Origin of the sequence: Selenomonas sp. CM52, from assembly GCF_000292955.1 — a bacterium.
Classification (GTDB): domain Bacteria; phylum Bacillota; class Negativicutes; order Selenomonadales; family Selenomonadaceae; genus Selenomonas.
On sequence record NZ_ALNM01000047.1, the window covers coordinates 20,648 to 40,176 of the forward strand.

At 57.8% G+C, this 19,529-nt stretch carries 15 protein-coding genes; 11 read left to right on the forward strand and 4 right to left on the reverse strand.

Features of this window, described 5'->3' with window-relative positions; translation table 11 throughout:
- Positions 1 to 14 precede the first annotated feature (14 nt).
- The 6 genes from nifJ to glyS all read left to right on the forward strand — a co-directional run bounded on the left by nifJ (position 15) and on the right by glyS (position 10,870).
- Positions 15 to 3,539 carry a pyruvate:ferredoxin (flavodoxin) oxidoreductase gene (nifJ, locus tag HMPREF1153_RS11055; protein WP_009647029.1) on the forward strand — a complete coding sequence of 1,175 codons (3,525 nt, stop codon included), beginning with the start codon at positions 15 to 17 and terminating at the stop codon, positions 3,537 to 3,539.
- 238 nt (positions 3,540 to 3,777) lie between these two features.
- A complete protein-coding gene (locus HMPREF1153_RS11060) occupies positions 3,778 to 5,526 on the forward strand; it encodes an ABC transporter ATP-binding protein (protein WP_009647032.1) in 1,749 nt (582 codons plus the stop codon).
- Entirely contained in the window at positions 5,519 to 7,288 is a 1,770-nt protein-coding gene (locus HMPREF1153_RS11065; protein WP_009647060.1) for an ABC transporter ATP-binding protein, read from the forward strand. Before HMPREF1153_RS11060 ends, HMPREF1153_RS11065 begins: the two co-directional genes overlap by 8 nt.
- Before the next feature lie 48 nt (positions 7,289 to 7,336).
- Entirely contained in the window at positions 7,337 to 7,660 is a 324-nt protein-coding gene (locus HMPREF1153_RS11070; RefSeq protein ID WP_009647021.1) for a hypothetical protein, read from the forward strand.
- 265 nt (positions 7,661 to 7,925) lie between these two features.
- Complete coding sequence (glyQ, locus tag HMPREF1153_RS11075; protein ID WP_009647039.1) at positions 7,926 to 8,807, forward strand: glycine--tRNA ligase subunit alpha; 882 nt, start codon at positions 7,926 to 7,928, stop codon at positions 8,805 to 8,807.
- Positions 8,804 to 10,870 carry a glycine--tRNA ligase subunit beta gene (gene glyS / locus HMPREF1153_RS11080; protein WP_009647030.1) on the forward strand — a complete coding sequence of 689 codons (2,067 nt, stop codon included), beginning with the start codon at positions 8,804 to 8,806 and terminating at the stop codon, positions 10,868 to 10,870. Before glyQ ends, glyS begins: the two co-directional genes overlap by 4 nt.
- Before the next feature lie 159 nt (positions 10,871 to 11,029).
- Here the strand turns inward: glyS and HMPREF1153_RS11085 are convergent, their stop codons facing one another.
- Complete coding sequence (locus HMPREF1153_RS11085; RefSeq protein WP_009647061.1) at positions 11,030 to 11,461, reverse strand: Dps family protein; 432 nt, start codon at positions 11,459 to 11,461, stop codon at positions 11,030 to 11,032.
- Positions 11,462 to 11,719: 258 nt separating this feature from the next.
- On the opposite strand from HMPREF1153_RS11085, the gene HMPREF1153_RS11090 reads away from it, so the two are divergent.
- From HMPREF1153_RS11090 to groL, 5 genes are all read left to right on the forward strand, one after another.
- Positions 11,720 to 12,550, forward strand: a complete 831-nt coding sequence (locus HMPREF1153_RS11090) for an undecaprenyl-diphosphate phosphatase (protein ID WP_009647034.1) — start codon at positions 11,720 to 11,722, stop codon at positions 12,548 to 12,550.
- Positions 12,551 to 12,562: 12 nt separating this feature from the next.
- Complete coding sequence (locus tag HMPREF1153_RS11095; RefSeq protein WP_009647042.1) at positions 12,563 to 13,315, forward strand: exodeoxyribonuclease III; 753 nt, start codon at positions 12,563 to 12,565, stop codon at positions 13,313 to 13,315.
- Between the two features lie 86 nt (positions 13,316 to 13,401).
- Positions 13,402 to 14,655, forward strand: a complete 1,254-nt coding sequence (locus tag HMPREF1153_RS11100) for an ATP-binding protein (protein ID WP_009647044.1) — start codon at positions 13,402 to 13,404, stop codon at positions 14,653 to 14,655.
- A gap of 317 nt (positions 14,656 to 14,972) precedes the next feature.
- Positions 14,973 to 15,254, forward strand: a complete 282-nt coding sequence (gene groES / locus HMPREF1153_RS11105; RefSeq protein WP_006193124.1) for a co-chaperone GroES — start codon at positions 14,973 to 14,975, stop codon at positions 15,252 to 15,254.
- Between the two features lie 57 nt (positions 15,255 to 15,311).
- Positions 15,312 to 16,943, forward strand: a complete 1,632-nt coding sequence (groL, locus tag HMPREF1153_RS11110; RefSeq protein ID WP_009647022.1) for a chaperonin GroEL — start codon at positions 15,312 to 15,314, stop codon at positions 16,941 to 16,943.
- 88 nt (positions 16,944 to 17,031) lie between these two features.
- Here the strand turns inward: groL and modB are convergent, their stop codons facing one another.
- The 3 genes from modB to modA are packed head-to-tail and all read right to left on the reverse strand — an operon-like array spanning position 17,032 to position 19,529.
- Complete coding sequence (modB, locus tag HMPREF1153_RS11115; RefSeq protein ID WP_009647040.1) at positions 17,032 to 17,685, reverse strand: molybdate ABC transporter permease subunit; 654 nt, start codon at positions 17,683 to 17,685, stop codon at positions 17,032 to 17,034.
- Positions 17,686 to 17,694: 9 nt separating this feature from the next.
- Positions 17,695 to 18,738, reverse strand: coding sequence for a sulfate/molybdate ABC transporter ATP-binding protein (locus HMPREF1153_RS11120; RefSeq protein ID WP_009647055.1), 1,044 nt, complete (start codon positions 18,736 to 18,738; stop codon positions 17,695 to 17,697).
- Positions 18,738 to 19,529: a molybdate ABC transporter substrate-binding protein gene (gene modA, locus HMPREF1153_RS11125; protein WP_037370645.1), complete on the reverse strand. Its 792-nt coding sequence runs from the start codon at positions 19,527 to 19,529 to the stop codon at positions 18,738 to 18,740. The genes HMPREF1153_RS11120 and modA overlap by 1 nt, the downstream gene beginning before the upstream one ends.

Here is a 19,529-nt window from a genome sequence, read left to right on the forward strand (position 1 = left end):
GAGCAATTCAAAACATGAGCAAAAAAATGAAGACCATGGACGGCAACACGGCTGCGGGATATATTTCCTACGCATTCACCGATGTTGCCGCCATCTACCCGATCACGCCGTCCTCGCCGATGGCGGAGCATGTCGACGCTCTGGCGGCGAAGGGAACGAAGAACATCTTCGGTCAGAAGGTGCGCGTCATCGAGATGCAGTCCGAGGCAGGCGCTGCAGGCGCTGTGCACGGCTCTTTGCAGGCAGGCGCTCTGACGACGACGTACACGGCTTCGCAGGGCTTTCTGCTGATGATCCCGAACCTCTACAAGATTGCCGGCGAGCTCCTTCCCGGTGTCTTCCATGTGAGCGCCCGTGCTCTGGCGACTTCCTCCCTCAATATTTTCGGCGATCAGCGCGATGTCATGGCAGCGCGTCAGACGGGCTGTGCGATGCTGTGTGAGGCGAGCGTGCAGGAGGTCATGGATCTCGCCGCTGTCGCGCATCTCGTCGCCATCAAGGGCCGCGTGCCTTTCATCAACTTCTTCGACGGTTTCCGCACGTCGCATGAGATTCAGAAGATCGAAGTCATCGACTTTGACGATCTTGCGAAACTCCTCGACTGGGATGCGGTCAAGGAGTTCCGTGCACGCGCACTGAACCCGAATCATCCGGTCATCCGCGGTACGGCGCAGAACCCGGATATCTACTTCCAGTCGCAGGAAGCCGCCAACAAGTACTATGAAGCGCTGCCTGAGCTTGTCGAGGAAGCCATGGCAGATCTCGCGAAGATCACGGGACGCGAGCACCATCTCTTCGACTATCATGGTGCAAAGGATGCCGAGCGCATCATCATCGCCATGGGCTCGATCTGTCAGACGGCCGGCGAAGCCGTGGATTATCTCAATTCCAAGGGTGAAAAGGTCGGCCTTCTTTCCGTGCATCTCTATCGTCCGTTCTCGCTCGAGCATTTCTTCAAGTATCTGCCGAAGACGGTCAAGAAGATCGCTGTCCTCGACCGCACGAAGGAGCCGGGCGCGATCGGCGAGCCGCTCTACCTCGATGTCAAGGCGGCGTTCTACAACTCCGACATGAACCCTGTCATCGTCGGCGGCCGCTACGGTCTCGGCGGCAAGGACACGACGCCCGATCATGTCCTCTCGGTCTACGAGGAACTCAAGAAGGACGATCCGAAGCATGGCTTCACGATTGCCATCGACGACGATGTCACGCATACGTCGCTCGCTGAGTACCCCGAGGACGTCGATCTTACGCCGGAAGGCACGACGGCCTGCAAGTTCTGGGGTCTTGGCTCGGACGGCACGGTCGGCGCGAACAAGAGCGCCATCAAGATCATCGGCGACAAGACCGACATGTATGCGCAGGCGTATTTCGCCTACGACTCGAAGAAGTCCGGCGGCATCACGATGTCGCATCTGCGCTTCGGCAAGTCTCCGATCAATTCGCCGTATCTCATTCACAACGCGAACTTCATCTCGTGTTCGCAGCAGTCGTACGTGACGAAGTACGATCTCCTCGCAGGCCTCAAGCGCGGCGGCAAGTTCCTGCTCAACACGGTCTGGAACGAGGAGGATCTCTCGAAGCACCTGCCCGCCTACATGAAGCGCTACATCGCGAAGAACGACATCGAGTTCTACACGGTCAACGCTGTGGAAATCGCCAAGGAGCTCGGCCTCGGCGGCCGCTTCAACATGGTCATGCAGTCCGCGTTCTTCAAGCTCGCGAACATCATTCCGATTGAAACGGCTGTCAAGTACCTCAAGGATGCTGTCGTCACATCGTACGGCAAGAAGGGTCAGAAGATTGTCGACATGAACAACGGCGCCATCGACAAGGGCATCGAGGCTCTGCATCGCGTCAATGTTCCTGCGGACTGGGCGAATGCTGAGGACGAGAAGGAAGAAGCGCATGATATTCCGGCGTTCATCACGGGCGTTCAGAACGTCATGAACCGTCAGGAAGGCGACCGTCTCAAGGTTTCGCAGTTCGCTGAGGAAATGGTCGACGGTACGTTCCCCGTCGGCGGCGCGGCTTACGAGAAGCGCGGCACGGCGATCAATGTTCCCGTATGGAATGCCGAGAAGTGCATCGGTTGCAATCAGTGCTCCTATGTCTGCCCGCATGCGACCATTCGTCCCGTGCTCACGACGGACGCCGAGAAGGATGCGGCGCCGGAGGGCTTCCCGTGGAAGAAGACCAAGGCGATCAAGGACTACAACTTCACGATTGCCGTCTCCACGATGGACTGCCTCGGCTGCGGCAACTGCGCGCAGGTCTGCCCGGCGAAGGCGCTCGACATGAAGCCGCTCGACGACGATCTCAAGGCGAAGCAGGTCTACTTCGACTATGGCGTCGATGCGACGAAGGTCGCACCGAAGAAGAACCCGATGAAGAAGGATACGGTCATCGGCTCGCAGTTTGAGAAGCCGCTGCTCGAATTCTCGGGCGCTTGCGCAGGCTGCGGCGAAACGCCGTACGCGAAGCTCCTCACGCAGCTCTTTGGCGATCGCATGATGATCTCGAATGCTACGGGCTGCTCGTCGATCTGGGGCGGCAGCGCACCGGCGATGCCGTACACGAAGAACGAGAAGGGCTATGGCCCGGCTTGGGCGAACTCCCTCTTCGAGGACAATGCAGAGTTCGGTCTTGGCATGTTCCTCGGCGTTCGTGCGATCCGTGACCGCATTGCGGCCGATGTCGATGCGGCGCTTGCGGACGGCAAGGGAAGTGCAGATCTCCAGGCTGCTTTGAAGGACTGGAAGGACAACATGGCCGAGGGCGAAGGCACGCGCGAGCGCGCTGACAAGTTGACGGAACTTCTCGAAAAGGAGAAGGGCACGGACGAGCTTCTGAACAAGATTTACGATGAGCGCGACTACTTCGTGAAGCGTTCGCAGTGGATCTTCGGCGGCGACGGCTGGGCTTACGATATCGGCTACGGCGGCGTCGATCATGTGCTCGCTTCGGGCGAGGATGTCAATGTTTTCGTTTTCGATACGGAGGTCTACTCCAACACGGGTGGTCAGGCTTCGAAGTCCACGCCGGCGGCTGCGATTGCAGAGTTCGCTGCGACGGGCAAGAAGACGAAGAAGAAGGATCTCGGCATGATGGCGATGTCCTATGGCTACGTCTACGTCGCACAGGTCAACATGGGCGCCGACCACAACCAGGTCTTGAAGGCGATCAAGGAAGCCGAGGCTTATAAAGGACCTTCGCTCATCATCGCTTATGCGCCGTGCATCAACCATGGCATCCGCATTGGCATGGGCTGCAGCCAGGAAGAGGGCAAGCGCGCCAACGCCTGCGGTTACTGGGCGAACTACCGCTTCAACCCGACGCTCGTTGGCACGGACAAGAATCCGTTCACGCTCGATTCGAAGGAGCCGGATTTCAGCAAGTTCCAGGAATTCCTGCAGGGCGAAGTCCGCTATGCTTCCTTGAAGCGCAGCTTCCCCGAGGCTGCCGACGCACTTTTCGAGAAGACGGAGAACGACGCCAAGATGAGGCTCGCAGGCTACAAGAAGCTCGCCGGCAAGTAAGGCGAGGTTTGCTGCAAAGAAAAGGGCTGCCGCACGATTTGTGCGGCAGCCCTTTTTTCTTTGACGGATGCTGTTTTGTGTCGCAGAAAAGCGTTAATAAAACTTTATTCTTGAATTGCAGTGCGAAGTATGATATAACGATATAGATTATCATTGATAATAGATTTACATATCATTATCTAAAGATTCGCTAAACTTATCATGGAATCCAAATGGAAAATATTGAGGAGGTGCGGACATGGATGCGAAAAGCGCTTTGCTGCGTCTGTGGGAGTTGGATGAAGAGGAGCACGGCAGGCTTCTCTTTTCGATTTTCCTTTCTGTTACGGCAGTGCTCTGCGGACTTGTGCCGTATTTCGTCGTATCGTCACTCCTCGCGGCGCTTCTGGCAGGACGGGGGCTGCAAAGGGATGAGGTTTTTCTGCTGTGCTTCGCCGCGTTTGTCGGCTATCTTCTGCGCGGCATCCTCTATGCGTACGCGCTTTCCGTCTCGCATAAGGCGGCGTTCTCCATTCTGCGCGAAGTTCGCTGGAAGATCCTGCAGAAGCTGCCGAAGCTGCCGCTCGGCACGGTCGCGGATCTGCCTGTCGGCGAGGTCAAGCATATCATCGTCGATCAGGTGGAGAGCACGGAGCGCACGCTCGCGCATCTTCTGCCCGAGCTGACGGCGAATCTCGTCGGCCCTTTCTGCATCTTCTGCTATCTGCTTGTGCTTGATTGGCGCATGGCTATTCTGGCAATCGTTTCCATCCCCGTCGGGCTCTTCTGCCTGAGCTTTGCCATGCGCGATTACAAGGAGCGCTTCGAGGCGTCGGTGGCGGCGACGGAGACGATGAATGCTGCTATCGTCGAGTACATCGGCGGCATCGAGGTCATCAAGGCGTTCAACCAGGGCGCGGCGTCCTACGAGAAGTTTTCGCGTAGCATCGTGGCGAATGCCGCATATTTCTATCAGTGGATGAAGGACTGCCAATTTCCCATCTCCTTGGCGATGACGATTGCGCCGACGACACTGCTGACGGTTTTGCCCGGCGGCTGGCTTCTTTACATGCAGGACTACATGAGCATGGAAGTGTTCGTGACGGCGGTGATTCTTTCTCTGGGAGTCGCAGGGCCGTTGATCGAGGCCCTGGGGTTCATTGACACGGTGTCGCAGGTCGGGACAGTCGTCGCTTCGGCTGACAAGCTGCTGAGAGCGGAGGAGCAGCATCATGGCACATCGGATGTCGAGCTTTTCGATGCGGGCATCGAGCTTACGGATGTGCGCTTTTCCTACCAAGACGGCAAGGAAGTGCTGCACGGCGTGAGCCTTGCGCTTGCACCGCATACCTTGAACGCATTCGTCGGACAGAGCGGCAGCGGCAAGACGACGCTCGCACGCCTGATTGCCGGATATTGGGATATAGATTCGGGCAGCTTGAAGATCGGCGGCAGGGAGAGTACGGATATTCCGCTCGCGCAGCTCTATGATCTCGTTTCCTTCGTTGCACAGGATGCCTATCTCTTCGACGACAGCATTCGTGAGAACATTCGCATGGGCAGGCCGCAGGCCTCCGACGAGGAGGTCGAGCGCGCCGCGCGAGCTGCGGGATGCGAGGACTTCATCCTGCGGCTTGCGCATGGTTATGACACGCGCGTCGGCACGGGCGGCAGTCATGTATCGGGCGGCGAGCGTCAGCGCATCGCCATCGCGCGCGCCGTCTTGAAGGATGCGCCGATCGTCGTGCTCGACGAGGCGACTGCCTATGTCGATCCTGAGAACGAGGCGATCCTGCAGCGGGCGGTCGCACGTCTCATCGCGGGGAAGACGGTCATCATCATCGCGCATCGGCTGTCGACGATTACGGACGCCGACAAGATCTTCCTCATAGAAGCGGGCATGGTTGCGGCGAGCGGCACGCACGAGGAGCTGCTTGAAAAGAGCACAGCGTATCGCGCGATGTGGCACGCGCATGTCGGAGCAAAGGATGGTGATTGCCATGCTTGAAGCGCTGAAGATGATTTGGCATTTTGCGGGAAAGGAGCGGGGAAACCTCAACAAGTCGCTCGCTCTGGGCATCGTTTACGCGCTTTTTCACATCTTGCAGATCACGGCGATCTACATCATCTTGCAGGCCTTGGTCGAAGGAAGGGGTACGGCGGAGGCTGCGCTTTCTTCTCTGGGGCTGCTCGCATTGAGCGTGACGGGCAGGGCGGTTGCCCATTATTTTTCGCAGCTGCAGCGCGTCCATGCCGGCTACTTCATGGTGGCACAAAAGCGCATCGTCATCGGCGACAAGCTCAAGACGGTTCCCATGGGCTATTTTGACGAAAGCAGCAGAGGTGAGCTTACGGGTGTTGCGACAACGGTTCTGAACGATGTGGAGAACACGGCGCCGCGCCTCTTGGTCACCCTTTTGAGTGGCTTTTTGAATACGCTGATCCTCATGCCCATGCTGCTTTTCTGGCAGTGGCGCATCGGCGTACTCTTCATCCTCGGCGTCCTCTGCTACTTGCTCGTGACCTCCTCGGTGGAAAAGAAGTCGCGCAGCCTTGCGCCGAAGCGGCAGAAGGCGCAGGCGAAACTGGTCGAGGCGGTTCTCGAGCAGATCGAGGGAATGCCCGTCATCAAGGCGTTCAACCTGCGCGGCAAGGGTGATGCGCGCGTGCGTGAAGCCCTTGATGAGAGCCGTGCGGCGAATCTCGCCATCGAAAAGATCTTCACGCCGTACGCCATCGCGCAGGAGACGACGCTGCGCCTCTTCAGCGTCTTGATCATGTTCGTCGCCTTGTTTTCTTACGAGGCAGGTACGATGGATCTTCTGACAGCTCTCATGGGACTGGTGCTCTCGTTTCTGATTTTCTCGCAGATTGAGTCTACGGGAAGCATGCTGATGATCCTGCGCGTTGTGACAAGCTCCATCGAGCAGGCGGAGCGGGCGGCGGATCTGCCGCAGATGGATTCGGGCGGCACGGATATCGAGCCGGAGCATCACGATGTTTCCTTCGAACACGTCGACTTTTTCTACGGTACGCGAAAGATTCTTGATGATGTTTCATTGGCGATTCCTGAGTGCGCCTTGACGGCGATCGTCGGTCCGAGCGGCTCGGGCAAGACGACACTCTGCCATCTCATCGCACGCTTCTGGGATGTGGCGGACGGCAGCATCAAGGTCGGCGGACATGATGTGCGCGACTACACGCTCGAATCTTTGATGCGACAGATCAGCATCGTCTTCCAGAACGTCTATCTTTTCCGCGATACGATAGAAAACAACATCCGCTTCGGCAAGCCGACGGCAACGCACGAGGAAGTTGTCGCCGCTGCACGCGAGGCCTGCTGCCACGACTTCATCGAGGCGCTGCCCGAGGGCTACGATACTGTGATCGGAGACGGTGGCGCGAGCCTTTCGGGCGGTGAGCGCCAGCGCATTTCCATTGCGCGTGCCATCTTGAAGGACGCGCCGATCATCATCTTCGACGAGGCGACGGCGAATGTCGATCCCGAGAACGAAGATCGTCTGCAAAAGGCGATGGAATCGCTGACGAAAGGCAAGACGGTCATCATGATCGCGCATCGGCTCAACACCGTGCGGAACGCGCGGCAGATTATCGTCGTCTCTGAGGGAAGGATTGTGCAGCGCGGCACGCATGAGGAACTTTTGCAAGAGCGCGGCATCTACGCCGATTTCATCCGTGCGAGGCAGGCGGCGCTCGGCTGGAAGGCGGCGCGTGGGGAAACGGGCGTTGGAACGTGCAGTTTGCCTTGACGGCATACGATTGGATGAAATATAATCATTTGTAGGGAGGTGGCTGCTATGCGTATGGTGAATGTTCCGCTTAACAATATGGAGCGCAGAAAATTTGTGAAGGCGGCGCGTGCGAAGAGATCGAATGTGCCGCAGCTTTTAAAAAGGTTGGCGCTGCAGCAGCTCGGCATGGACGGTCAAGAAAACAAGTCCATCTCAGAAGAGGAAAAGTGGGAGATCTTCATGAAAGGGGTCAATGGCTTCACGGAAGATTTCATGCCAAATGGCCGCGATGCTGAAATTCCAACAAGGCGGAAAACTGGGTATGATAAACAAATGATAGTCCCTCCATTGACAGCCGCCATGTCCTTTGCTAAACTAAACATGCGATGAAGAAGAAAAGGAACTTCCGTACAGCGAGACGGTGGCAGTGGAAGACCGTCAGGGCGGCGCACGATTCTTGCGCGGTTCTTGGGAGTGACGGGCGCTTTGGAGCATCAGTTCAATAAAATTCAAGGTGGGCGTTTGCCGCAGCATGCTTTGCTGCACGGCGGCGTCAATCAGGGTGGAACCGCGGGATACGTCTCGTCCCTGTGACATTTTTGTTGCGGGGCGGGGCGTTTTTTTGTCCGTTTCGCGAGATAAGGAGTTGTTCGATTTGAAGTTTCAGGAGATCATCCTCGCTCTGCAGAAGTTCTGGAGCGAGCAAGGCTGCATCCTAGCGCAGCCGTATGACGTGGAGAAGGGCGCGGGCACGATGAATCCCGCGACCTTCCTGCGCGTCTTGGGACCCGAGCCGTGGAACGTCGCCTATGTCGAGCCTTCGCGCCGTCCGGCGGACGGGCGCTACGGTGACAATCCGAATCGTCTGTATCAGCACCATCAGTTCCAAGTCATCATGAAGCCGTCGCCCGACAATATCCAGGAGCTTTACCTCGAAAGTCTTGAAAGCCTCGGCATCGATCCCAAGCAGCACGACATCCGCTTCGTCGAGGACAACTGGGAGTCGCCGACCTTGGGCGCATGGGGTCTTGGCTGGGAAGTCTGGCTCGACGGCATGGAGATCACGCAGTTCACCTATTTCCAGCAGGTCGGCAGTGTTGACGTCAAGCCCGTCTCTTCAGAGATCACCTATGGGCTGGAGCGTCTTGCCATGTACATTCAGGGCGTCGAGAACGTCTTCGACATCCAGTGGACAGCGGATTATACATACGGCGACGTCTTCCATCAGAACGAAGTCGAGCAGTCGGCGTATTCCTTCGACTTGTCGGATGAGGCTCTTCTCTTCGATCTTTTTGACAAGTACGAGAAGGAGGCCGTGCGCATCATCGAACTGGGGCGCGTCCATCCCGCCTACGATTACGTTTTGAAGTGCTCACACGCCTTCAATCTGCTCGACGCGCGCGGCGCGATCAGCGTGTCGGAGCGCACGGCGTTCATCGGGCGCGTGCGCAAACTCGCACGCCTCTGCGCCCGGTGCTATCTGAAGCAGCGCGAGGAACTTGGCTATCCGATGCTGAAGAGGGGGGCGAAAGCATGAGCAAGGATTTGTTGTTGGAGATCGGTACGGAGGAAATTCCGGCACATGCGATGCCCGGGATGCTCAAGGAGCTTGGCGAGAACGCGAAGAAGGCTCTGAAGGAACTGCGCCTCGTGCACGGCGCGGTGCGGACGCTCGGCACGCCGCGCCGTCTCGCGCTCGTCGTCGAAGGACTCGCAGAAAAGCAGGAGGACGTCGCTGAGGAGAAGCGCGGTCCCTCCGTGCAGGTGGCGTTTGATGCGGCAGGCAAGCCGACGAAGGCGGCGGAAGGCTTCGCGCGCGGACAGGGATTGAAGGCGCAAGATCTCGTCGTGCGTGACGGCTACGTCTATGCGCTCGTCGAGGAAAAGGGAGAGAGTGCGGAAAAGGTGCTGGCAAAGATGCTGCCCGATCTCATTTCAGGTCTTCCGCTTCCGAACAGCATGCGCTGGGGTGACCTCGACTTCCGCTTCATCCGTCCCCTGCGCTGGCTCGTCGCGCTCTACGGCGATCAGATCGTGCCCTTCGAGCTTGCATGTGTCAAGAGCGGCAATACATCGCGCGGCCATCGCTTCCTCAGCACGGGCGACTTCACGATTGAGGATGCCGCGCATTACGAGGAGGCGTGCGAGAAGGCCTTCGTCATCGTCGATCCCGCGCGGCGCAAGGCTCTGATTGAGGAGGGCCTCGTCGAAGCGGCGAAGGCGCATGGTGGCACGGCGGAAATCACGCCGAATCTCCTCGAAGAGGTGCTTTACCTCGTCGAGTATCCGACAGCGCTTGCGGGAAGTTTCGAGGACAAGTACCTCGCGCTGCCGCCTGACGCCGTCATCACGCCGATGCGCGACCATCAGCGCTACTTCCCCGTGAAGTCGGCGGACGGCAAGCTCCTGCCGCTCTTCCTCACGGTGCGAAACGGCGGGAAAGAGTACCTTGAGACGGTGCAGCACGGCAACGAGCGCGTGCTGCGCGCGCGCCTCGCCGACGCGCAGTTCTTCTTCGACGAGGACAGGAAGAAGAGCCTTGCGGAGCATTTGGAAAAGCTCAAGACCGTCGTGTTCCAGGAAGGGCTTGGCACGGTCTACGATAAATCACTGCGTCTCGAAAAGCTCGCAGGAAAAATCGCTGATGCCATCGGTGCGAATGATGCCGAGAAGAAAGCGGCGATGCGTGCAGCGCTCCTTTCCAAGGCGGATCTCGTGACGGGAATGGTCACGGAGTTTACGGAGCTGCAGGGCGTCATGGGCAAGGAGTACGCGCGTCTCGACGGCGAGGGTGAGGACGTAGCTCTTGCGATTGACGAGCACTACATGCCGCGCTTCGCGGGCGATGCGCAGCCAAAGACGCGTGCGGGACTCGTCGTGAGTCTCGCGGACAAGATGGACAACATCGTCGCGACGTTCAGTCGCGGCCTGATTCCGACGGGTTCTCAAGATCCCTTTGCCCTGCGCCGCCAGGCGCTCGGCATGGTGCACAGCATCATCGAGGCGGGCGTTGCCATATCCCTGCATGACCTCGTGGACTGGACGATGGATCTGCTCAAGATCACGGACGCGGCGGTGCGCGAGAAGATGCAGGCGGACGTCGCTGACTTCATGCGCCTGCGCCTCAAGAACGTGCTCGCCGAAGAAGGCATACGCTACGACATCGCTGACGCCGTGCTCGGCAATGTCGACGACGTGCGCCGCGTGCTGCTCGCGGCGAAGGCGGTCAGAGATCAGCTTGCCGCGCCCGGCATGGCGGACGCCGTGCAGGCCTTCGTGCGCGTGGCGAACCTCGCGGCGAAGGCGGAGAAGGGCGAAGCGCACGTCGATGCAGCGCTCTTCGAGACGGACGAGGAGAAGGAACTGATGAAGGCCTACGCTTCCGCTAGGAGTGCAGCTGAGAGCCTCATCGAGGCGCACGACTTCGTCGGCGCCATCGACGATTTCAAGGATCTTGCCGAGCCGATCAACGCCTTTTTTGACGCCGTCATGGTCATGGCGGACGACGAGAAGATTCGCAAGAATCGCCTCGCCCTCTTGAAGGGCGTCGACGATCTCCTGCGCGAGGTCGCTGACTTCAGCAAGATCGTGCAAGCGTAAGAAGAGATCGCTGCAAGTACGCGCGGTCTCTCCGATATGGCACACGACCTCAATGCGGCGGCCGCCAAGTTCAAGACCTGAAGGGTGGCACGAAATGAAAAAATGGGCGATGCATATCCGTGCATCGCCCATTTTTGACTGTTCATGCTGCGGTTTCTCTTACTTCATGCGCGCCTGACGAAGCATCCACAGCGACTTGACGTATTTCTTGATGAGGTCGTCCATGAGCATGGAAGTGACGTAGCGGTTCGCCTCGTCGGCAGCTTTCTTGAGGCTGCGCACCTGCTCGTAGATATAGGAGAAGTCCTTCTCGACTTCGGCGAGGATCTCGTCCGAGGTCACGAAGCCGGGCTTCGCTTCTTCAATCTTCGCGGTTGCGAGGAAGTCTTTGAGGGACGACAGCGGCTCGTGGTTGATCTGCAGCAGGCTCTCGGCGATGGCATCGATGTCTTCGCGCACGCCGTCGTAGTAGCTTTCCAACTGCGCGTGAACGGGGAAGAAGTCGGGACCCTTGACGTACCAGTGGTAGTGCTGAAGTTTGTGATATTCGACGACGAGGTCGGAAAGAAGCTGGTTCAACATCTTGTGCATGAAAAATCCTCCTTTGCGATATAGGGGCGGAACTTTGCCCGCAAATTCATCGCTCCCATTATAGCATAAATGGTACGGATTCACAAATAAGATCTATTATCTTTTATAATTTAAGGATTCATGGGGGCAGTGATTCCGCAATTTTGCGAATGGAAAGAGCAATCCTTTTTGTTCCAACGACGCGGCAACTGTGGTATAATGTTCCCGTTCAATATCTCGTAGGGAGAATTAGGGGGATTCTGTGTGGATTTAAGTATTATGGAGCTTTTGAAAACGGTTGTCCTGGGTATCGTCGAAGGTCTGACGGAGTGGCTGCCGATCAGCAGTACGGGTCATATGATCCTCGTCGACGAATTTATCAAGCTCGACGTGTCGAAGTCCTTTATGGACATGTTCCTCGTCGTCATACAGCTCGGCGCCATCCTTGCCGTCGTCGTGCTGAACTTTGAGAAGCTCAACCCGTTTTCAAGCTGGAAGTCAAGCTGGGAGAAGCGCGATACGTGGCAGCTCTGGTACAAGGTCATCCTTGCCTGCGTGCCGGCGGCGGTCATCGGACTCTTGTTCAACAAGTTCATGGAAGAGCACTTCATGACGGCGCCTGTTGTCGCGGCGACCTTGATCTTCTACGGCGTCATGTTCCTCGTCGTCGAGACGTACAATAAGCGCCGCACGCCGCGCGTGCGCGAGATCGAGCGGCTCGACTACAAGACGGCGTTCATCATCGGCCTGTTCCAGGTGCTGTCTCTCGTGCCGGGCACGTCGCGCTCGGGCGCGACGATCTTGGGCGGCATCCTCTTCGGCACGTCGCGCTATGTGGCGGCGGAATTCACGTTCTTCCTCGCCATTCCCGTCATGTTCGGCGCGAGTCTCTTGAAGATGGTCAAGTTTGGCTGGCACTACACGGGCAGCGAGATCTTGATTCTCGTAGTGGGCATGGCGACGGCATTCGTCGTGTCGATCCTTTCGATCAAGTTCCTGCTGCGCTACATCAAGAACAACGATTTCAAGGCGTTCGGCTGGTATCGCATCGTGCTCGGCATCATCGTCGTCCTCTATCTCTACTTCGTCGGCGATCCCGTGCAGGGCTGAGGGGGAAATATCATGCGTTTTGTATCATGGAATGTCAATGGTCTGCGCGCTTGCCTCGGCAAGGGCTTCATGCAGTCGTTCAAGGCGCTCGACGCCGACGTCTTCGGCGTGCAGGAGACGAAGATGCAGCCGGAGCAGGCAATCTTGGAGCTTACGGGCTACAAGCAGTATTGGAACAGTGCGGAGAAGAAGGGCTACTCGGGCACGGCGGTCTTCAGCCGCATCGAGCCGCTTTCCGTCAGCTACGGCCTCGGCATCGAAGAGCACGATCACGAGGGGCGCGTCATCGCGCTGGAGTTCGATGATCTCTACTTCGTGACGGTCTACACGCCGAATTCGCAGCGCGGCCTTGAGCGGCTCGCTTATCGCATGACGTGGGAGGAGGCGTTCCGCGACTATCTTTTGACGCTTGATGCGAAGAAGCCCGTCGTCGTTTGCGGCGACCTCAATGTGGCGCATACGGAAATCGACCTCAAGAATCCCAAGACGAACCGCAAGAATGCAGGCTTCACCGACGAGGAACGCGAGAAGATGACGGAGCTTCTCCAAGCGGGCTTCACCGACACGTTCCGCGCGCTCTACCCCGACAAGACGGGCATCTATACATGGTGGTCGTATCTTCGCAAGGCGCGTGAGACGAATGCAGGCTGGCGCATCGACTACTTCCTCGTTTCCGACCGCCTCGCGCCGAAGATCAAGGAAGCGACGATCCACAACGAGGTCTTCGGCAGCGATCATTGCCCGGTGGGACTGGTGCTGGGGTGAGGAATCACGCCAGGAATAGACGATGCATCATACTGTTGAAGATTTTTGCGTAATGCCGCAGAAATCTTCAATAGGAGGCATGGAGTATGGAAATAAAACGAGATCGCTACCTTGATGCGCTGATCAGCAAAAAGCATAATGGTTTGATCAAAGTAGTGACGGGTTTGCGGCGGTGCGGGAAATCGTATCTTCTTTTTAGTCTTTTCAAGGAACATCTGCTTTTTGAGGGAATTGATGAGGCGCATATCATCGAGATCGCATTTGATGCTTTTGAAAACAAGCGGTTTCGTGATCCTGATGTGCTGTACCCGCATTTGCAGGAACGGATTACGGGCGATGACATGTATTATGTGCTTCTCGACGAAGTGCAGCTTCTGGACGAATTTGAGGCCGTCTTGAACAGCCTCATTCGCATGAAGAATGTGGACGTCTATGTGACGGGCAGCAATGCGCGTTTTCTGTCGAAGGATGTGATCACGGAGTTCCGTGGGCGCGGCGACGAGATTCACCTGTATCCGTTGAACTTTGCAGAGTTCATGTCAGTCTATAACGGTACGAAGCAGGATGGCTGGAATGAATATATGCTCTACGGCGGTTTGCCGCTCGTGCTGAGTTTTACGACGGCGGAGCAGAAAATCGCTTTTTTGAAATCGCTCTTTGAAGAAACGTACATTTCCGATATTATCGGCAGGCACAACATTCGCAACAAGGCGGAACTAGAAGATATTTTGAACATCCTTTCCTCTGCCATCGGCTCGCTGACGAATCCGGAAAAGTTGTCGGCGACTTTCAAATCTGTCAAGAAAAAGAGCATCAGCAACAGCACGATCAAGCGATATATTGATTATCTCTGTGATTCTTTCCTGATCGACAGCGCCATGCGCTATGATGTGAAGGGAAAGAAATATATGGACACTCCTTTGAAATATTACTTTACGGACATGGGACTGAGAAATGCCCGGCTGAATTTCCGACAGTTGGAAGAGACGCACAGCATGGAGAATATCATCTTCAATGAACTGAAGGTTCGCGGCTTCAATGTGGATGTCGGCGTCATCGTGCAGAACGACAGGAATGAAAAGGGCGGCAGCATTCGCAGACAGCTTGAGATTGATTTCGTCTGCAACAAGGGATCGAAGCGGTACTATATCCAATCCGCCTACGCGTTGCCTGATGCCGCAAAGATGGAGCAGGAGCAGCGCTCGCTGATGCTGACGGGCGATTTTTTCAAGCGTATGATCATCACGAAGAATACGCCTGCGCCGCACTATAATGAAAAGGGCGTGCTGCTGATGAGCGTCTATGATTTCCTGCTCAATGAGAACAGTTTGGAAGCCTGACGGCATTTTGATGATGGGAAGAATAGGCCGTTCTTTTTGGTACAAAGCACACGCACAAACCGCCATTTCGTGGACATTGCGTGCCGAGATTAAGAAAAATTTGCCAATCGATCTGCGCTCATGGGCGTGATTTCTTGAACGGTTTCAGTAGATTTCTCCCTAAAAGGTCAAAAAATCAAAAAAAGTCCTTGACTATTTGTCGAAAAATGAGTAATATAAGAACTGTGATTAGCACTCAAGCAACGCGAGTGCTAACAAAAAGAATTTAGGAAGAGCTGATTCGTCAGCGATTCCGTTGATTTGGGAGGAAGATAAACATGATCAGGCCATTGGGCGACAGAGTTGTCATCAAGGTTTCGGAAGGCGATATGAAGACGGCGAGCGGCATCGTGCTGCCAGACACGGCGAAGGAGAAGCCGCAGGAAGGCGAAGTCGTCGCAGTCGGCACGGGCAAGATGCTCGACAACGGCACGCGCGCGCAGATGGAAGTCAAGACGGGCGACAAGGTTATCTTCTCGAAGTACTCGGGTTCTGAAGTCAAGGTCGACGAGCAGAACTACTTGATCGTTCGCGAGAGCGACATCCTCGCGGTTCTCTGAGATTTGTCTGAGAGAGCGCAGATTCGATAGATTCGATAGATATTGGGAGGTTTTACCATGGCAAAGCAGGTTTTGTTCAATGAAGAAGCGCGCCGTGCGCTCGGCAAGGGCGTCGACGCTTTGGCAAATGCCGTAAAGGTCACGCTTGGGCCTAAGGGTCGCAACGTTGTTCTCGACAAGAAGTTCGGCGCACCGACGATCACGAACGACGGCGTGACGATTGCGAAGGACATCGAACTCGAAGATCCGTTTGAGAACATGGGCGCACAGCTCGTCAAGGAAGTCGCGACGAAGACGAACGACATCGCGGGCGACGGCACGACGACGGCTACGCTTCTCGCGCAGGCGATGATCCACGAGGGCATGAGGAACGTCGCTGCGGGCGCGAACCCGATGATCCTCAAGAAGGGCATCGACCAGGCGGTCAAGAAGCTCGTCGATGAGATCAAGAGCAACTCGAAGAAGGTCGAGGGCAAGGCGGCGATCGCGCAGGTCGCGGCGATTTCCTCGGGTGACGAGGAAGTCGGCGAGCTGATCGCAGAGGCGATGGAGAAGGTCGGCAAGGACGGCGTCATCACGGTCGAGGAGTCGAAGTCCATGGACACGAACCTCTCGGTCGTCGAGGGCATGCAGTTCGACCGCGGCTACATCTCCCCCTACATGGTCACGGACACGGACAAGATGGAAGCCGTTCTCGACAATCCGTACATCCTCATCACGGATCGCAAGATTTCGGCGATTGCCGACATCCTGCCGATTCTTGAGAAGGTCGTAAAGCAGGGCAAGGAACTGATGATCATCGCCGAGGATCTCGACGGTGAGGCGCTTGCGACGCTCGTCGTCAACAAGCTGCGCGGCACGTTCAAGGCTCTTGCCGTCAAGGCTCCGGGCTTCGGCGACCGCCGCAAGGCGATGCTCGAAGACATCGCTATCCTGACGGGCGGCACGGTCATCTCCGAGGAAGTCGGCAGGAAGCTCGACAGCGTCGAGATCGAGGATCTCGGTCAGGCGCGTCAGGTTCGCGCTTCGAAGGAAGAGACGACGATTGTTGACGGCTCCGGCGACAAGGCTGCGATCGACGCGCGCGTCGAGCAGATCAAGAAGCAGGTTGCGGAGACGACTTCGGACTTCGACAAGGAGAAGCTGCAGGAGCGCCTCGCAAAGCTCGCGGGCGGCGTCGCCGTCATCGAGATCGGCGCTGCGACCGAGGTCGAGATGAAGGACAAGAAGCTGCGCATCGAGGACGCTCTGAATGCTACGCGTGCGGCGGTCGAAGAGGGCATCGTCGCCGGCGGCGGCACGACGTTCGTCGACATCCTGCCTGCGCTTGACGCTTTGAGCGCCGAGGGCGACGTGCAGACGGGCATCAACATCGTGAAGCGCGCCATCGAGGAACCGGTTCGCCAGATTGCGAACAACGCGGGTCTCGAAGGTTCCGTCGTCGTCGAGAACGTCAAGAAGTCGGCGAACGGCACGGGCTTCAACGCTCTGACGGGCGAGTACGTCGACATGATCGGCGCGGGCATCGTCGACCCGGCGAAGGTCACGCGTTCCGCTCTGCAGAATGCGGCGAGCATCGCGGCGATGGTTCTGACGACGGAGACGCTCGTGGCGGACAAGCCGGAGAAGGAGCCTCCGATGCCGATGGGCGCACCGGGCATGGGCGGCGGTATGCCGGGCATGATGTAAGGCGCAGTCCCCTCGCAAACAACTTGAAATAAAAAAGCTTCCTGCTGTAGCGCCGCTGCAGCAGGAAGCTTTTTGTGTCCGTATTTTTTTAGCCGCGGCTTCGCGCGAGCCAAGCGTTCATGGCGGCGACGAAGACGAGGGAGAAGAGGACGAGAGCCGTCGCCCATTGGAAGGCGAGGTCGTAGTCATTCGCCTGCACGGCGGCGTAGATCGCTGTGGACATCGTCTGCGTCGTTCCGGGGACGTTGCCTGCGAACATGATCGTCGCGCCGAACTCGCCGAGCGCACGCGTGAACGTCAGCACGAGTCCCGCAACAATGCCGTGCTTGGCGTTCGGCACGAGGATGTGCCAGAAGATGCGCCACTCGGAGATGCCGAGTGTGCGTGCCGCATAGACAATGTTCTTGTCGAGCTGCTCGAAGGCGCCGCGCGCCGTGCGGTACATGAGGGGCAGCGAGACGACGACGGCGGCGATGACGGTCGCCTTCCATGTGAAGACGAGCGGCATGCCGAAGTCGAGGAGCATTTGCCCTAGAGGGCTTTTCCTGCCGAATACGAGCAGGAGGAAGAAGCCGACGACGGTCGGCGGCAGCACCATGGGCAATGTGATGACGGCGTCGGCAATGCCTTGGAAGCGTCTCAGATGGAGGACGGCGTAGGCGAGGGCGATGCCGAGGAAGAAGGAGATGAAGGTGGCGACCGTCGCCGTCTTCAAGGTGATCCAAAAGGGAGAAAATTCCATGTGCGCCTCCTATCGTTCGAGCAAGATGAGCCGATCGGCGGGAAAATGCAGATAGAATTCTTTCTGCCCCAGCCCTTGCCAAGCGATTTTTTCAATCTCCCAACGCACGGGCGCGGCGTCCGAATCCGCCTTCTTCGCCATGACGAGGTAGGAAAAGGCATCCTCGATGATCTGCACGGCTTCCATGCGCGGCGTGTTTTCCGCCGCTTCTTCGCGCAGGGAAAAGAAGTGGGCGCGGATGCCGACATGGCGGAGGTTCTCGGGCACGGGGGCGGCAGAGTGCAGCGTGATTTGCCAGTCCTCGGCGAAGAGCTCATGCTCTGCCGTGCGGCGTGCGCGGGAGATATTCTTGCAGCCTGTGAGGAGCGTCGCCGCGAGTGTGCCGGGCTGCTCGAAGAGCGCGTGCTTCGTGCCGAGCGATTCGAGTGCGCCGCTGCTCAGGACGGCGATGCGATCGGCCAGGCGGTAGGCTTCGCCGCGGTCGTGCGAGACGAGGACGGCGGCGCGTCCGTAGGAGTCGAAGAGGTGCAGCAGCTCCAGCTCCAATTGCCACTTGAGGTAGCTGTCGAGCGCGGAAAACGGCTCGTCGAGCAGCAGTAACTCTGCATCGGAGGCGAGGATGCGCGCGAACGCCGTGCGCTGTTTCTGTCCGCCCGAAAGTTCCTTGGGGTAGGAGTTTTCGAGTCCCTCAAGCGAAAAGCGCGCAAGCTCCCTTTCGAGGAGCTTGCGCTTTTCTTCTTTCGTGCCGCGTGCCGAGAACGTGATGTTCTCGGCCACGGTCATGTTGGGAAACAGGGCGTAGTCTTGAAACAGGTAGCCGACGCGGCGCTTCTGCGGCGCGAGGTTGACGCCCTTTTCGCTGTCGAAGAGCGTGCGCCCGTTGAGCAGGATGCGACCTTCATCGGGCTTTTCGATGCCCGCGATGCACTTCAAGGTCATGCTCTTGCCGCAGCCCGAGGCGCCGAGCAGCGCGAGCACCTCGTCGCGCACGGAAAATTCCACGGCAAGATCGAAGCCGCGCAACTTCTTGCGGATCTTGACTTCAAGTTCCATTATTTTCCGGCGGCTTTGAAGCCGTACTTTTCAAGGATCGCCATGCCCTTTTCCGAGGAAACGAAGTCGAGGAAGGATTTCGCCTCGTCCATGTGCTTCGTGTCCTTCAAGATGGCGGCGGGATAGATGACGGGCTTGTGCGAGCCTGCCGGAGCTTTCGCTGCGACCTTGACCTTGTCGGAAACGGCAGCGTCCGTCGCGTAGACGACGCCGCAGTCCGCGTCGCCCGTCTCCGTCCACGAGAGAACCTGACGCACGTCGGAGCCGTAGACCGCCTTGGCCTTCACCTGGTCGAGGATGCCGAGCTTCGTGAGGATTTCCTCCGTGTACTGGCCGACAGGAACGCCCTTCGGCTCGCCGAGAGCGATGCGCGAAGCTGCGGGCGTCGCAAGCGCGTCAAAGGAGGCGATCGCTTTACCGCCATCCTTGGGAACGATGAGCACGACTTCGTTTTCGAGGAGGTTCTTGCGCGTGCCGTCAGCGAGAAGTCCCGCCTTTTCGAGCGCATCCATCTGCTTCTGCGCCGCCGAGAAGAAGAGGTCGGCGCTGCCGCCGTTCTCAATCGCCTGCTGCAGGGCGCCACTGCTGCCGAAGTTGAAGACGACCTTCGTCTGAGGATGCACCTTCGCGTACTCGGTCGCCAGCTCATTCATCGCGTCGGTCAGGCTCGCGGCAGCGGAGACCTGCAGCTCGACGGAATCTTTCTTCGCGTCCGAAGCGCTCGGCGCTGTGCCGCAGCCCGCGAGAACGAAGAGGGTGAGGCACGAGAGGAGAAGGGCGATTTTTTTCAT